Origin of the sequence: Rufibacter tibetensis (genome assembly GCF_001310085.1) — a bacterium.
Classification (GTDB): domain Bacteria; phylum Bacteroidota; class Bacteroidia; order Cytophagales; family Hymenobacteraceae; genus Nibribacter; species Nibribacter tibetensis.
The window spans coordinates 3,726,294-3,742,449 of record NZ_CP012643.1 but is presented as its reverse complement, the minus strand read 5'-3'; the positions used below and the strand labels follow the sequence as shown (position 1 = coordinate 3,742,449).

General features: G+C 50.7%; 12 protein-coding genes. 9 read left to right on the top strand and 3 right to left on the bottom strand.

Annotation, left to right across the window (positions count from 1 at the left end):
- The first annotated feature begins 2 nt into the window (after positions 1–2).
- The 6 genes from DC20_RS15245 to DC20_RS15220 all read left to right on the top strand — a co-directional run bounded on the left by DC20_RS15245 (position 3) and on the right by DC20_RS15220 (position 9,360).
- Complete coding sequence (locus DC20_RS15245) at positions 3–1,031, top strand: sugar kinase (protein WP_062544623.1); 1,029 nt, start codon at positions 3–5, stop codon at positions 1,029–1,031.
- Positions 1,021–1,680, top strand: a complete 660-nt coding sequence (locus DC20_RS15240) for a bifunctional 4-hydroxy-2-oxoglutarate aldolase/2-dehydro-3-deoxy-phosphogluconate aldolase (protein WP_062544622.1) — start codon at positions 1,021–1,023, stop codon at positions 1,678–1,680. The genes DC20_RS15245 and DC20_RS15240 overlap by 11 nt, the downstream gene beginning before the upstream one ends.
- Positions 1,681–1,716: 36 nt before the next feature.
- Positions 1,717–3,105, top strand: a complete 1,389-nt coding sequence (locus DC20_RS15235; protein ID WP_062544621.1) for an MFS transporter — start codon at positions 1,717–1,719, stop codon at positions 3,103–3,105.
- Between the two features lie 196 nt (positions 3,106–3,301).
- A complete protein-coding gene (locus tag DC20_RS15230) occupies positions 3,302–5,776 on the top strand; it encodes a glycoside hydrolase family 95 protein (RefSeq protein WP_062544620.1) in 2,475 nt (824 codons plus the stop codon).
- 344 nt (positions 5,777–6,120) lie between these two features.
- Positions 6,121–6,669, top strand: a complete 549-nt coding sequence (locus DC20_RS15225) for a GNAT family N-acetyltransferase (RefSeq protein ID WP_062544619.1) — start codon at positions 6,121–6,123, stop codon at positions 6,667–6,669.
- 114 nt (positions 6,670–6,783) lie between these two features.
- Entirely contained in the window at positions 6,784–9,360 is a 2,577-nt protein-coding gene (locus DC20_RS15220) for a phosphoenolpyruvate carboxylase (protein ID WP_062544618.1), read from the top strand.
- 125 nt (positions 9,361–9,485) lie between these two features.
- Here DC20_RS15220 and hutG read toward each other — a convergent pair whose 3' ends face one another.
- Entirely contained in the window at positions 9,486–10,454 is a 969-nt protein-coding gene (gene hutG / locus DC20_RS15215; RefSeq protein ID WP_062544617.1) for a formimidoylglutamase, read from the bottom strand.
- Positions 10,455–10,552: 98 nt separating this feature from the next.
- Between hutG and DC20_RS15210 the strand changes: the two genes are divergently transcribed.
- Complete coding sequence (locus DC20_RS15210) at positions 10,553–11,116, top strand: hypothetical protein (protein WP_062544616.1); 564 nt, start codon at positions 10,553–10,555, stop codon at positions 11,114–11,116.
- A 51-nt stretch (positions 11,117–11,167) separates the two neighbouring features.
- Here the strand turns inward: DC20_RS15210 and hutI are convergent, their stop codons facing one another.
- Positions 11,168–12,415: an imidazolonepropionase gene (hutI, locus tag DC20_RS15205; RefSeq protein ID WP_062544615.1), complete on the bottom strand. Its 1,248-nt coding sequence runs from the start codon at positions 12,413–12,415 to the stop codon at positions 11,168–11,170.
- Positions 12,416–12,539: 124 nt separating this feature from the next.
- Entirely contained in the window at positions 12,540–14,252 is a 1,713-nt protein-coding gene (gene hutU, locus DC20_RS15200; RefSeq protein ID WP_062544614.1) for a urocanate hydratase, read from the bottom strand.
- 272 nt (positions 14,253–14,524) lie between these two features.
- Here hutU and DC20_RS15195 point away from each other — a divergent pair, with 272 nt between their 5' ends.
- Positions 14,525–14,740, top strand: coding sequence for a VF530 family protein (locus DC20_RS15195; RefSeq protein ID WP_062544613.1), 216 nt, complete (start codon positions 14,525–14,527; stop codon positions 14,738–14,740).
- Positions 14,741–14,829: 89 nt separating this feature from the next.
- Complete coding sequence (rluF, locus tag DC20_RS22420; protein WP_071885479.1) at positions 14,830–16,056, top strand: 23S rRNA pseudouridine(2604) synthase RluF; 1,227 nt, start codon at positions 14,830–14,832, stop codon at positions 16,054–16,056.
- Positions 16,057–16,156: the final 100 nt, after the last annotated feature.

The window sequence follows — 16,156 nt, the reverse complement described above, 5'->3', positions numbered from 1 at the left end:
CCATGGCTGCAGGGAAAGTCTTATCGTTTGGAGAACTGCTCCTGAGAATCTGCCCCGATGGCGACGGCCAGTGGCTCGGCGAAAACAAGCTGCCGTTCTTCGTAGGCGGTGCTGAACTGAACGTGGCCACAGCCCTCGCGCTTTGGGGCGTTCCCTCGGCGTACCTGACGGCGCTGCCTGAGAACTTCATCTCAGAGCAGTTGATAGGTTACATGCAGGACCGGCAGATCGACACCAGCCCGGTAGTGATGCAGGGCGAACGCGTGGGGCTTTACTACCTTCCTAAGGGAAAAGACCTCAAAAACGCCGGTGTCATCTATGACCGCGCAGGTTCGGCGTACGCCGATCTGACGCCCGGCACCATCAACTGGGATGCCGTTTTTGAAGGCGTGAGCTGGTTCCATTTCAGTGCCATCTGCCCCGCTATCAACCAGAACGTGGCCGATGTTTGTGAAGAAGCCCTGAAAGCGGCCTCAGAGCGGAACATCTTCATTTCCCTGGATTTGAACTACCGCGCCAAGCTGTGGAAGTACGGCAAAGATCCGGTAGAGGTGATGCCAGCGTTGGCTACTTATTGTGACCTGATCATGGGCAATGTATGGGCCGCTAACAAGATGTTGGGCATGCCGCTGCAGGAAGAACTTGTAGCTGATATTGAGAAAGAAAAGCTGTTACAGCATGCCACGCTCACCTCAGAAGCCATCCTGAAAGAATTCCCTAAATGTAAAATAGTAGCCAACACCTTCCGTTTTGATCATGGAACAAAAGGCATCCGCTATTTTACCACCTTGTACACGCAAGGCGAACTGCATGTTTCCCAAGAATATGTGGTAGACCAGATCCTGGACAAAGTAGGCAGCGGCGACTGCTTCATGGGTGGGTTGATTTACGGGTTCTACCACCAGCGGTCTCCTAAGGAAACGCTGGAGTTTGCCACCGCGGCAGCCTTCAAGAAATTATTCATTGAGAGCGACGCAACCACCACCACGGTAGCCGAGATTGAAGAAACTATTAGAGAATATGCCAACTAAAGATACTGCCCTTCAGGCGATTGTTAACCAAGCCCTTCTGCCTTTGTTTTTCTATGAAAGCCCCGAAGTGAGCTTGGAGATCATCAAAACCCTGTACAAGGCAGGCGTGAGAACGTTGGAGTACACCAACCGCGGAGCTGCTGCGTTAGAAAACTTTACGTTTCTGAAAAATGAGCTTAAATCGTACGAAGACCTGCACTTGGGCATAGGCACCATCAAGACCGTACAACAGGCCAACGACTTCCTGAAAGCCGGCGCTGACTACGTGGTGGCTCCTATTGTAGACGCACAAGTAGGTAATCTGGTGCACGAAGCAGGTTTGCTTTGGATCCCGGGCTGCTTCACCCCTACCGAGATCCACGTAGCCCAACAGGCGAAGGCAGCGCTTATCAAGCTCTTCCCAGCAAATATCTTGGGGCCGGCTTTCCTTTCTTCTATCAAAGAATTGTTCCCTGGTCAGTTATTCATTCCAACCGGGGGCGTGGAAATGGAAGAAGAAAACATTAGAACCTGGTTTAAGGCGGGTGTTTGTGCGGTGGGCATGGGCAGCAAGCTCATCAGCAAAGACATTCTTTCTGGCCAGCAATATGACCAGTTACATGACATAACGCAGCAAGCCTTGAGCTTGGTAAAGGTAAGCCGCTCTTAGATCAAACCTCTTAGAAACTAACAAACAAACTCCACTATGCAACAAACCACACAAACGGCCATTGTTCAGGAAAAGATTGGGGGATACAGGTGGACCATCTGTGCCCTCCTGTTTTTCGCCACCACGGTCAACTACCTTGACCGGCAGGTACTCAGTCTGCTGCAGCCACTGCTAGCGGAGAAATTCGGATGGTCTAACACAGATTACGCCAACATTGCGGCGGTATTCCAGTTCACCTACGCCATTTCCATGCTGTTCGCAGGCCGGATCATTGACAAACTAGGCACCAAAACAGGGTATGCCTGGGCCTTGATCATCTGGTCATTAGCAGCTATCCTGCACGCGTACGCCGAGCCCCTGGGCAGAGCCGTAAGTCCGATATTCACTACCATTGGGTTTACCGGCCTCTCCGTATCCGTGCTGGGTTTCATGGTAGCCAGGGCTTTCCTGGGTTTTGGGGAATCTGGTAACTTTCCGGCGGCTATCAAGGCCACGGCAGAATACTTCCCTAAGAAAGAGCGCTCGCTGGCCACCGGTATCTTCAACTCCGGTTCTAACGTAGGAGCTATCCTTGCCCCCTTAACTGTTCCCTGGATTGCCTCGCACTTAGGTTGGGAATACACCTTCTTTATTATTGGGGCCGTTGGGTTCCTGTGGCTGTTCTTCTGGTTTATTTTCTATGAAACGCCTGAAAAACAGAAAAGAATGTCGGCCCCTGAGAGAGCCTACATCACCAGTGACAGCGAACCGGTTCTGGAGCAAGACGCCCCTGCTGCAGCGGAGAAAGTTTCCTGGTTCAGCCTGCTTAAATTCAAGCAAACCTGGGCCTTCGTTTTCGGGAAGTTCATGACCGATGGGGTATGGTGGTTTTTCCTTTTCTGGTTACCTGCTTACCTGAAAGCACAGTACGGCCTCACTGGTACAGAAGTAATGCTTCCTTTAAGTGTGCTGTATAGCATGACCATGGTGGGTAGTATCTTCGGGGGTTGGTTCCCCATGTATTTCATCAAGAAAGGCTACAATCCATACGAAGGACGGATGCGTGCCATGTTTGTGATTGCGCTTTTCCCTTTGGTCGTGTTGGCGGCACAGCCTTTAGGTGATATCAGTTTCTGGTTCCCGGTAATCCTGATCGGGGTTGGCGCCTCTGCGCACCAGGCCTGGAGCGCGAACATCTTCACCACTGTGTCAGACATGTTCCCGAAGAAAACCGTTGCCTCAGTGACGGGTATTGGAGGAATGGCCGGCGGTATTGGCGGCGTGGTCGTGACCAAAGTAGGTGGTTACCTGTTTGACCATTATGACAAACTGGGCCACATAGAGACGGGCTACACAATCATGTTCGCATTCTGTGCTGTAGCCTATATGACAGCCTGGCTTGTGATGAAGTCTTTAGTTCCTAAAATGAAGCCCGTGAACCTATAACGGGAGCTGAAAGGCGCCTCGTCTGTAAGGTGAACCAATTCAAACCTTACTTTTATAATCAACCTCCTGAATAAGCCTTTGGAATTATACTCTGAAGGCTTATTCTTTTATAAAGCTTCCCCTGCTGCTATTCTTTTGCAGTTCTTCTTCTTGTTTCTAATGTCATTTCAGAAAATCAGCCCCTGAACGTTGTCCTATGCACTCGAAATCCATTTTCAGGTTTACCTTCCTGTTTGTTTTCAGCACGATTTCAGGTTTTGCACAACAGAAAGCTCCGCTCACCCTGTGGTACGACAAACCTGCGGCCAACTGGAACGAAGCCCTACCTTTGGGCAACGGGCGCATAGGAGCTATGGTGTTTGGGGGGCCCGGCAAAGAGAAGCTGCAGCTGAACGAGGAAACTGTCTGGGCAGGGGAACCAGGAAATAACCTAAATCCGGGGCTGTACCCGGCTCTAACTGAGATTCGCTCCCTGATCTTTGCCGGAAAGCACAAGGAAGCCCAAGCCCTGGCTTTGGAGAAAATCCCGCGGGCAGTACCCGCAGACAACAACTATGGCATGCCGTACCAACCCGTGGGTAACCTGTTCCTTTCATTCCCCGGCCATGAGAACGCCACCGCTTACAGACGGGACCTGGACATCAGCCAGGCGGTAGCCACTGTTTCCTATAAAGTAGAAGATGTGACCTATAAGCGGGAGATGTTTTCCTCTTTTCCGGATGAGGTCATCATCATCCGACTCACCACTAGTAAACCACGCAGCCTTACCTTCACGGTTGGGGCTGACAGGCCGCACAAAAGCTACTCAGTGCGTACGCAGGGAGAACAGCTGCTGCTCTCCGGGGTTTCTGGGGACGTGGACAACAAAAAAGGCAAGGTGCGGTTCCAAGCTAGGGTTCAGCCCAAGGTAAAAGGCGGAAAATTCACAACCACAGCCAACTCGCTCCAGATTACGGGCGCTGACGAAGTGCTCCTTTACGTCTCCATGGGCACCAACTTCAGGAACTACAAAGATCTTTCCGGCGACGAGGAGGCCAAGGCTTCAGGGTTCCTAGCCAAAGCTGTTAAAAAGGACTATGGCAAAGCCAAGGCAGCGCATACGAAAAATTACCAGAACTATTTTAACCGGGTATCACTGGACCTGGGCATTACTGAGGCAATCACAAAACCTACCAACCTGCGCCTGGCCGAGTTCAGCAAAGGCAATGACCCAGCTTTGGTATCGCTTTACTTCCAATTCGGGCGGTACTTGCTTATCTCCAGCTCGCAGCCCGGCACTCAGCCGGCCAACCTGCAGGGCATCTGGAACGACAAGGTCTACCCGCCCTGGGACAGCAAGTACACCGTGAATATCAACACCGAGATGAACTACTGGCCCGCCGAGGTCACCAACCTACCAGAGATGCACGAGCCACTCTTCCAGATGGTGAAGGAACTGGCCGAAACCGGAAAAGAGAGCGCCTCCAAAATGTACGGCGCCCGCGGCTGGACCATGCACCACAACACCGACTTATGGCGCATTACCGGTCCGGTAGACGGGGCTTTTTATGGTTTATGGCCCATGGGTGGTGCCTGGCTCACGCAGCACCTCTGGCAGCATTACCTCTATACCGGCGACAAAAAATTCCTGAGGCAGGTGTACCCTATCCTCAAAGAAGCAGCTACTTTCTACGCAGATGTACTGCAGGAAGAGCCTACGCACAAATGGTTGGTAGTGACGCCTTCCATGTCTCCCGAGAACTCGCACCAGAGCGGCGTCTCCATTGCGGCCGGCACCACCATGGACAACCAATTGGTGTTCGATGTCTTTTCAAACGTTATTGATGCCGCTGCGGCCCTGGACATGGACCAGGCCTTTTCCGATACGCTGCAGCGGATGCGGAACCGGCTGCCACCGATGCAGATCGGTCAGCACGGGCAGCTGCAAGAGTGGCTGCAGGACTGGGACAAACCAACCGACAAGCACCGCCACGTCTCGCACCTGTATGGCCTGTTCCCCAGCAACCAGGTGTCGCCCTATACGCACCCGCAGCTGTTTGAGGCCGCCAAAACCTCGTTGGTGTACCGCGGCGACAAATCAACGGGTTGGTCCATGGGCTGGAAAGTGAACCTGTGGGCCAGGCTGCTGGATGGTAATCGAGCCTACAAATTGATAGAAGACCAGCTGACCCCTGCCGGCGCAGAGGAGTCTGGTCAGAGCGGAGGCACTTACCCCAACCTGTTTGACGCGCACCCACCCTTCCAGATAGACGGGAACTTCGGCTGTACCTCCGGCATCGCCGAGATGCTTCTGCAGAGCCATGACGGTACGCTGCACCTGCTGCCTGCTCTGCCAGACAAATGGCAGACCGGTGAGGTAAAAGGCTTGGTGGCCAGAGGCGGTTACGTGGTAGACATGCGTTGGGAGAACGGGAAGGTGAAAGCCCTTACCCTCCACTCAAAACTGGGTGGAAATTGCCGCATCAGGGTGGCCAACAGACTGGAGTTGAATGGAAAGCGTAACCTGAAAACAGCCGAAGGAACCAACCCAAACACCTTCTACCAGCTAGCTGCTATCAAAACTCCCCTGGTTTCTCCCAATGCAAATCTGAAGACGGTTAATATTCCAACAACCAACCTCCTTGATCTGAAAACCGAGAAAGGGAAAACCTACGAGCTCATCGGGTTGTAAGTACTTCAGGTAGGAATTTCCGATAAACTCAATGCTTCCATTGGAGTGTTTCCCTTTTTATTTCGGCCTTTGTTTTCAAAAATCAATGTAGAAACGAGTTTTCAGTTTTTAGCTAAAGAATATCATTCTACTTAATTTTTTGATACTTGATTATATAATATAGTTTTTCACTACAGAAACATTAACAAATACCTCAATACCATTTATATTTGTTAATCATCAATTCCTTTGGAGTAGAAAAAAGACCAGCATTATCAGCAATCGAAATTCCAACTTTAGACATTGACGCCAGGTAAACAGACGTAATCAGGTTTACCTATTCAAGAATCTATGATAGTCACGCCATGAGCTTTAGTACTCAACCTATCTTAGAGAATGACCTAGTACTTCTCTATCCGCTGCAAGAAGATGATTTTGAAGAAGTATATGCGGTAGCATCTGACCCCAGCATCTGGGAACAGCACCCCAATAAAGACCGGTGGAAGAAAGATGTTTTCCGGACGTTTTTTGAAGGAGCCCTTCAAAGCAAAGGCGCTTTTAAAATCATTGACAAATCAACGGGCAAAGTTGCTGGCAGTACCCGCATCTATGATTACCGGGAACAGGACAGCAGCGTATTCATAGGCTATACTTTCTTTGGTACAACTTACTGGGGCAAAGGCTTTAATCCCGGGGTGAAAACCTTATTGCTGGATTATCTTCTTGGGTTTGTGTCTCGGGTATACTTCCACATTGGAGCTGGTAATATCCGATCCCAAATAGCCATATGCCGATTGGGCGCCAAGAAAATTGGGGAACAGGAAGTAGCTTATTTTGGAGAGCCCCCCAAACTGAACTATACCTATTGCATTGAAAAGGAAGAATGGCTCGCAAAAAAGAAGGCAATTGCCTGAGGTAAATCTGAAACACTGCCACCGTTTACCAGCCTGCTTCCCTAAAAGCTCTTTTTTATAATTAATTAATAAAAATAGAGGTAACTCTAGCAAAACCTCACAAATTGCCTACCTATGGATGGTTCTTCTACCAGTGCCCTGCAAAACTACGACAAACACGTAGGGCTTAAATTTCAGCTATATAACAGTCTTTTCACCTCCTTGCCCTTCCACAGAGTAGAGAAAACCGGGGTATTACTGTCTATTTTCCTGCTGCACTGTGAAGAAGGCTTTGCAAAAGAGCAGAGCCCCGATGAGATTATCAGCACGTTCTTCAATCAGTATACCCCCTACCGAACCGAGCAGGAGCAGCTTGATCTGCTTTTCAGGTTTGTGCAGTACGCTGAGCGGCAGGTAGTGCTTTTTGATGCGCTGGAAGATGCCTCTTTCCGGGAGACGCATGATATGGCCGGGGCAGGTACCCTCAAGCACCTGCAGGCCGAAGTGGAGCAAACTCAAACACAGGCACAGTTACAGGAGAAACTTAAGGATTTTTCAGTACGCCTGGTGCTTACCGCCCACCCTACCCAGTTTTACCCCAGTGAGGTATTAGGTATCATCAATGATTTATCAAAAGCGTTGCTGAACGACAACACGGCGCAGGTAAACAGCTACCTTCGGCAGTTAGGCAAAACCCCGTTCTTCAAAAACGAGAAGCCCTCTCCGTATGACGAGGCCGTGAGTTTGATCTGGTACCTGGAAAACGTCTTCTACCAGGCCGCCGGACAAATCATGTCTCACCTTAAAAGCCAGTTCCCGGAGGCCGTTTCAGAAGAAAACCCTTTGATCAGGTTAGGCTTCTGGCCTGGAGGCGATCGGGATGGTAATCCGTTCGTAACTGCTTCCATTACCCTGCGGGTAGCGGAGGCTCTGAGGGGAGCCATCATTAAATCGTATTACCAGGATGTACGCCGGTTAAAGCGTCGTCTTACGTTCAAGGGGATCTTGAATGAACTGATCTCGTTGGAGGAGAAGCTGTACAATAACCTCTTCTTGCCCGGTTACAAAGCAGATATCACCAAAGAAGCCATTCTGGCTCCGCTGCTTAGAATCAAAGATATTTTGATCCGTGAGCATAATTCCCTTTTCCTTCCCCTGGCCGAAAACCTGATCAGAAAGGTAGAGCTGTTCGGACTATTTTTCGCGTCTCTGGATGTGCGCCAGGACAGTTCCGCGCATACCGAAGCCTTGGAAGCCATTGCTGCTACCAGCGGTGCCTTACCAGAAAACTACTCCCAACTTTCTGCCAAGGAAAAAATATCAGCCTTGCTGAACGCCAACACCACCGTAGCGGCAGAGTCACTGGAGAATGAACTGCACCGTGATACCCTGGAGTCTATGCAGGCCATGAAAACCATTCAGGAAATTAACGGTTCCGAGGGTTGTCACCGTTACATCATCAGTCATAGCACCAGTGCCCTGGATGTGATGGAGGTGTATGGCTTATTCATGCTCAGCGGCTGGAAACCCGAAGAACTTTCCGTGGACATTGTGCCTCTTTTTGAGACTATTGACGACTTGAAAAACGCACATGACGTGATGGAGGCGTTGTACAACTCAGAGGTGTACCGCCAACATCTGCACCGCCGCGGAAATATCCAGAGCATTATGCTGGGCTTCTCAGATGGTACCAAAGACGGGGGTTATCTCATGTCTAACTGGAGCATATACAAAGCCAAGGAAGAACTGAGCAGGTTGGCCCAGCAGTACGATTTGCAGGTGGTGTTCTTTGACGGCCGGGGCGGACCTCCTGCCCGAGGGGGCGGAAGAACGCACCAGTTCTATGCTTCCATGGGCCCTACCATTGCCAGCAAGGAAATCCAGTTGACCATTCAGGGGCAGACCATCAGTTCCAACTTCGGGACCATTGATGCGGCGCAGTACAACATGGAACAGCTCATGCATGCCGGTATCAGAAACACTTTGTTCTCTTCTAAAGAGACCACCTTTACGGACCAGGAAGAAGACCTCATGCAGCGGTTGGCCGAGGAAAGTTATGTGGCGTACAACACCCTTAAGAACAACCCTTATTTCCTGGAGTACCTGAATTACGCCAGCCCTTTGCGGTATTACGCCGAGGCTAACATTGGAAGCCGCCCGTCTAAACGGAAGCCGGGCAAACTGAACCTGAACGATTTGCGAGCGGTGCCTTACGTTGGTTCCTGGAGCCAGTTAAAGCAGAACCTGCCGGGTTACTACGGAGTGGGCGCCGCTATGGAAAGAATGGAAGCCGAAGGCCAATGGGAGGCCATTGAACACCTTTACTCCCGCTCCCTTTTCTTCCGTACATTACTAGGCAACTGCGAGATGGCCATGACGAAGTGCTTTTTCCCGCTTACGGCCTTTTTGTCAAAACACCCTCATTACGGCGAGCTCTGGAACAACATCCATGAGGAGTTTGAGCGCACCAAAAAGTATGTGCTCCGCCTCACCAAAAACGCGCACCTCATGGAAGACAAACCAGTGAATCTGCTTTCCATCCAGATGCGCCAACGCATAGAAATGCCTTTGCTTACCATCCAACAATTTGCCCTCACCAAAATCAGGGAGATGGAGGAACAGGAAAACAACACCCCAGGCAAAAGTAAGTTTGAGAAACTGGTCATGCGTTGCTCCTTCGGGATCATCAACGCAGAACGGAACTCGGCTTAGCCGGTCATTAGAAAAACAGGAGAGGCCATTTCATTAGTGAAATGGCCTCTCCTGTTTTAGGGTAAATTTTCGAAAACACGGCTAAAGGAATGGGATGAAAATGTTATCCTTAAGATTACATAGGTTTATTTCTCAGCCCATTTTTGAATGATTTGGTAGATCAGGGAAGCTGCTAATTTAGAAGTCTGGTTATCTATATCATAGGCAGGATTCAGCTCCACAACATCTACCGTCAGAAGTTTACCTGAACTAATGATTTCCCTCAGAAGGAGCACCACTACCTGCGGGGTGAGCCCCAAAGCGGTGGGCGCACTTACCCCCGGTGCATAGGCGGCGGCAAACACATCCAAATCAATGCTGAGGTAGACCTTGTCCACTGCGGAGATGAACGTCTGTAGTTTGTCTTGAATCTCAGTGTTCATTCCGGTGTGAAGGTCATCGGCTAAGACATAGTGCACCTTACGTTCAGCGGCAGACTGGAAAAGCTTGCGGGTATTTCCTGCTTCCTGTATGCCCACGCAGAGGTAATGAAACTCCAACCCATCGGCTTCCAGGTCATCTGCTATTTGCAGAAAGGGTGTCCCTGAACTGGAATGCTGGGAATAACTTCGTAGGTCAAAATGGGCATCAAGGTTGATAATACCCAGCTTCTCGCCTACCTGTAGTCCTTTCCTGATGCCTAGAAAATGCCCGTAAGCGGTTTCATGCCCTCCTCCCAAAACGAGGGGTTTGTACCCTTTCCTGAGCAGCATCTCCACTTTTTTACCAAGTTGTGCCTGCGCCTCCTCTAACCGGTGATTGGCACAAATGACATCGCCACCGCCAAACAGCCGGATACCCTCCGGTAAATGATCTGCAAACGAGGCCATGGCCCGCCTGATCGCGTCCGGCCCACCCGCTGCTCCTACCCTACCCTGGTTTCGCCACACGCCTTCATCAGAACTGAACCCCAGGAACACGAAACTTCCGTGCCCATCTTCCACTTCGCGGGAAAGATCTACCAACTCCACCACCTGGTGCCACCGCAGCCCCAGCTCTCCATCCTGCGGGTCCATTCGCCCTTTCCAGGTTGTTTTATCTGATGGTTTGTACATTGCCTTTGCTTTACAAGGTTGTTTAGGGTTCCAAATTATTCCTTATTTTACATCAATAAAAGCTGCTATCAAACACTACATCTACTAAACCCTACTTCATGTCCTTATTTTACTCCCTGCTACAAACCGCGAAAGAAGAAGAAAAACCCGTTGCCTTAAGAGCCAATTCACCTGATGGCCCCAAACTGTACCTGGGGTACTTACTTGATCATAATGAGGAAACCATAAGCCTTAAGTCTCTCTCCCAACAGGGTTTGCCCAACGGCATTGTGATCATCAGAACCACAGATCTGTTTGGAGTTGATTTTGATGATATTTTCCTGCGCCGCCTGGAGGTCAAAGAAGCCAGCCTCAGAAAACTCTACGCTGATACTGCCGTACCTGCCATTTTCCATATCGGGAACTGCAGCATAGAAGAGATTTTGCAGCAGGCCAAAAAAGAAGGAAATATCATTTTCCTGAACCTGTACCAAGACCTAGGCTTGTATGGGTTTATCAAAGAAGTTACTGAAGCCGAGTTCCTGATAGAAGTTTACAACAGCTACGGCCAATACGACGGCATGTCTGTTCACCTGATTGAGAACATCAAAAACATCAACTGGGACGACGAAGACACCCGTATTGTGCGCATTTTGCTAGACAGAGAGAAAACCATCAACTAAGCTTACCGCCTGTTTTCTAAAAATAAGCGGCAAAACAGCTTCTCTTACTGGTTAAATTTGCTTGCCCCTTTTCCAGACCATGCCTGGTTTCAGTTTACCCTGGTGGTACAGAATTTCCTGGTAACAGTCTGTAGGAAACGCGATCATATCTGCCAGTAAGCCCGGCGCTAGTCTTCCGCGGTCTTCCAGGCGTTGCGCATGGGCGGCCCGGAAGGCAATGCCCGCCAGGGTTTCTGCGCTTGTGAGTTTCTGGGCGGCGCCTAACAAGGCGGCTTGTAAAAGCAAATCGCCCATGGGGGCAGACCCAGGATTCCAGTCAGTAGCGATGGCTACACAAAGTCCCCCGTCCAGCATCTTTCTGGCGGGCGCATAGTGCATTCCCAGTCCTACCGATGCCCCGGGCAAAACTGTAGCTACCACGCCAGCGTTTTTCAATAGTTCTATTTCTGGAGGACCGCTAGCTTCTAGATGATCGGCACTGGCGGCTTTGAGTTGGGCGGCTATTTTGCTACCTCCGGTACTGAACTGGTCGGCGTGAACCGTTAAGTCAAACCCCATAGCCTGGGCAGCTTGCAGGTATTCTAATGCTTCCTGATCTGAAAAAGCGGTTTCCTCAATGAAGATATCTACCCGCTGAGCTAAGCTCTGTTTTTTCACTTTGGGCAGCAACTCCTGCACAAGGTGTTGCAGGTACGCACCAGCTTCCGCGAATTCCGGGGGGCGCATATGTGCGGCCAGGCAAGTGGGGATAAGGTCTAGGGCATGCTGCTGATTTACCTGGGCTATAGTCTGCAACATTTTGAGCTCGTCTTCCACGGTGAGTCCGTAACCACTTTTTACTTCGCAGGTGGTGACGCCTTCGGCCAAATGCCTATCGCACCGTTTATGGAGGGCGACTATTAGCTCTTCCAAGGAAGCCGCTCTGGTCTTGGTAACGGTATCTAAGATTCCGCCCCCGGAGCGGGCAATTTCCAGGTAACTTTTCCCGGCTGTGCGCAGGGCATAATCTTTGGCCCGTGAGCCTGCAAAACAGAGGTGCGTATGAGCATCTATAAACCCAGGCAACAGCACCATGGGTTTTTCTATCTGGTGCAGGTGGTACTGGTTTGCCCGTGCCTCCTGCAAGAGTTGCCCATAAAGTCCCACCTTAAGTATCTTCTCTCCTTGCAAGACAATCCCGCCCTGCTCCACCACTTCCAGTTGCTCATCACCTAACGGACCTGCCAAGGGCAAATCAGCCAAGGTCAGGATTTGAAAAAAGGGACCAACAAGCGTGGGGGCGTCAGGGGCAGAATTCATTTTATCAATCTTCAGTAAAGACTACTAAGACTATCTTTTAGCCTTAGCGGAGACAACCCTGCTTCTGCCCTGTTTTATGAAAACAAGGGGAAAAACAGAATTGGAGGAGTAATCAAATAAGGGTTTATAATCCTAAGTCGAACTTCTCACTGGTTTCCTGGGCGGCTTCATACCCGGCGTCGGCGTGGCGGAAGATGCCCGTGGCGGGATCATTGTGCAGGACGCGACGGATACTTTGATCAGCCCGGTCGGTACCGTCGGCCAGGATGACCATGCCGGCGTGTTGGGAATAGCCCATGCCTACGCCTCCTCCATGGTGAAAGGAAACCCAGGTGGCGCCGCCACTAGTATTGGCCATGAGGTTGAGCAACGGCCAGTCAGACACGGCATCAGAACCGTCTAACATGCCTTCGGTTTCGCGGTAAGGCGAAGCTACGGAGCCGCAGTCCAGGTGGTCACGGCCAATCACAATAGGCGCTTTCACTTTGCCGTCACGCACCAGTTGGTTGAACAAGAGCCCAGCTTTCTCCCGCTCGCCCATGCCCAACCAGCAGATGCGGCTGGGTAGTCCCTGAAAGTCCACTTTCAGTTGGGCCTGTTTCAGCCAGTTGATCATGTTGGTATTCTCCGGAAAAAGGGCTTTCAAAGCTTCATCGGTGACCCTGATGTCTTCCGGGTCTCCTGAAAGAGCCACCCATCTAAACGGACCTTTGCCTTCGCAGAAAAGCGGCCGGATGTATTCGGGCACAAATCCCGGAATCTGAAACGCATTGGGCTCGCCTCCTTGCTGGGCGAACTCCCGCAGGTTGTTGCCATAGTCAAAAGTGCAACTGCCGCGGCGCTGCATTTCCAGCATGAAACCTACGTGCCGCGCCATGCTTCTCAATGAACGCGCACGGTACTCTCCAGGGTCCACCTCGCGGAGCGCCAAGGCCTGAGGCAAACACATGCCGTGGGGTACGTAGCCGTTGAGCGGGTCATGGGCCGAAGTCTGGTCCGTTAATATATCTGGGGTAATGCCGTCCTGGATGAGTTTTTCCAATACATCGCCAATATCGCCCACTAATCCTATGGAAACCGCTTCGCCCTTGTCTTTGGCGGCCAGGGCCAGGCGCACGGCTTCGCGATAATCAAAGGTCATCTTGTCTATGTAGCGGGTCTCCAACCGCTTCCTGATTCGTTCAGGGTCTATGTCTACCCCCAGGAAGGTTGCCCCGGCCATGGTAGCCGCTAATGGCTGGGCACCGCCCATTCCGCCCAATCCGCCGCTTACCAGCAGCTTGTGGCGCAGGTCGCCGTTGTAGTGCTTTCGGGCGCAGGCGGCAAACGTTTCATAGGTGCCCTGCAAAATTCCCTGGGTGCCTATGTAAATCCAGGAACCGGCGGTCATTTGGCCGTACATCATGAGGCCCCGTTCCCGCAATTGGTTGAAGTGCTCCCAGGTGGCCCATTTGGGCACCAGGTTGCTGTTGGCAATGAGTACCCGGGGGGCTTCTGCATGGCTTCTGATCTTGCCCACCGGTTTGCCCGATTGTATTAGAAGACTTTCGTCTTCTTCCAGCGTCAGGAGCAGCTCTACAATTTTGCGGGCATCTGCCGGGGTTCTGGCGGCTTGCCCTATTCCTCCATACACCACTAACTTTTCCGGGTCTTCGGCTACCTGGGCGCTCAGGTTGTTCAGAAACATTCTGAGAGCTGCCTCGGCGGGCCAGTTTTTCGCGTGCAACTGGGATCCGCGGGGCGAGATGTATACCGGATGGCTGGCATACGTTTCCAGAAATTGGTCAACCGTAAGTGCAGAAGGAAGAGCAGTATGAGGAATAGTGGTAGTCTCCATGGGATCAGGTTAGTTTGGTGATATTGCTGATAGCTACGGGTAATAAGTTCTTTAATATACTAATTTTTCTCTATTAAATGCCAAATATACAGCTGTACCGGGGTATAAATATGATTTGAACCTACTTTTTGTTAAAAAGGTTAAAAACATAGTATTCATTTGCAAAAGAACATTCCTTCTTGGGCAGAAATGCTCATGAGTTTGGGTTTTAGCACCTGCACAATGGCTTCCGCGTAAAACTCAGGGAGAAAGACTACCTTTGTAGTGGAACTATGGAAGAACAGAAAAACAATCCGTTGCACGGAAAAACACTGGAGATGATTCTGGTGCTGCTGGTAGATCATTATGGTTGGGAAGAATTAGGAGACCGTATCAGGATCAATAGCTTCACTCATAACCCTAGCATCAAGTCCAGTCTCACCTTTCTGCGCAAAACGCCCTGGGCGCGAAAAAAGGTGGAAGACTTGTATGTGCAGACCTTTGCCTGAGAAGCACCTTCCTTCTTTTCACCTCGTACACATAAACTACGGGGCGCTCTTTTCACCGCTCACGTATAGTATTCAGAATCAGCAACAACATGCCAACAGATAACAGCATTCGGCTCAATAAATACATCAGCGACTCGGGCTTCTGCTCGCGTCGTGAGGCCGACAATTACATAGAGGAAGGCCGCGTCACCATTAACGGCCGTGATGCCCGGAAAGGCGCCACCGTAAAGCCCGGTGACAAAGTAGCCGTGGACGGGGAAGCCATTAGGTCCAAAAAACCGAACGAAAGGCCCATCTACATTGCTTTTAACAAGCCTACCGGTCTTACCACCACCACTGACCCTAAAGACAAGAAGAACATCATTGACTTTATAGGCTACCCCAAGAGGATCTTCCCTATCGGGCGATTGGACAATGCCTCTGAAGGCCTCATCTTCCTGACGAACGATGGTGACATTGTTAATAAAATCCTGCGCGCTGACAATAACCACGAAAAGGAATACGTGGTGATGGTGGACAAACCCGTGACCGATGAGTTCATTAAGAAGATGAGCAACGGGGTACAATTGTTTGAGGGAGTCACCAAGAAATGCTTTGTGCAGCAGCAGGGCCACAAGGTATTCAGAATTGTGTTGACCCAAGGCCTGAACCGCCAGATCAGACGTATGTGCGAGGCCTTAGGCTACAAAGTAGAAAAACTGAAGCGTGTGCGCATCATGACGGTGAAGCTGGATGACCTGCCCACCGGTCACTGGCGCTATCTTACGTTAGAAGAGATCAAGTCTATCAATGAATTGGTAGCTGATTCTTCCAAAACCGAAGACGCCTCTTCATGGGGCAAAGAAGCTGCCCGCGCCGCCCGTAAAGCAGAAGAAGAATTGCCAGAAGAAGATGATGTGAGAGAAGAATTTGGCGTGAAGGTACACCGCGTAGCCAAACCTAAGCGATCTTCTGATGAGTACGATAATCCCAAAGCGAAAGCTGCCCGCAGACCCGCTCCAGATTCTGGTGCTACGCGCCGGGTTCCTAAAGAGTATACCCCCGGCAGAAGACCAAAAAGTGACGAAACCGGTTTCACAGAAGATGGTCCAAGTGGTGGTAGACCATCAAAAGGACCAAGTCAGCGCAAGGCCAGACCGGCGGCTGGTAAGAACATGAAAACCAAGTCTGAGCACACCTCCAATAAAACCGACCGGTCACCTAAAGGATCTCTGCCCGCCAGAAACCCGAAAGCGGCTTCGGCCAGAAAACCAAAGCCAGGCTCTGACCAAAAACCAACCAGAACCGCCGGAATCCGGGGCAAAGGACGTAGATAAGTGTTTTGCAGCCTTTTTCTGAAAAGGAAGGTGAAACCTATAGAAAAGGAGAAGTGATGTAGGTCTGTTTTTAGAAACATAGCCTTACATCACTTCTCCT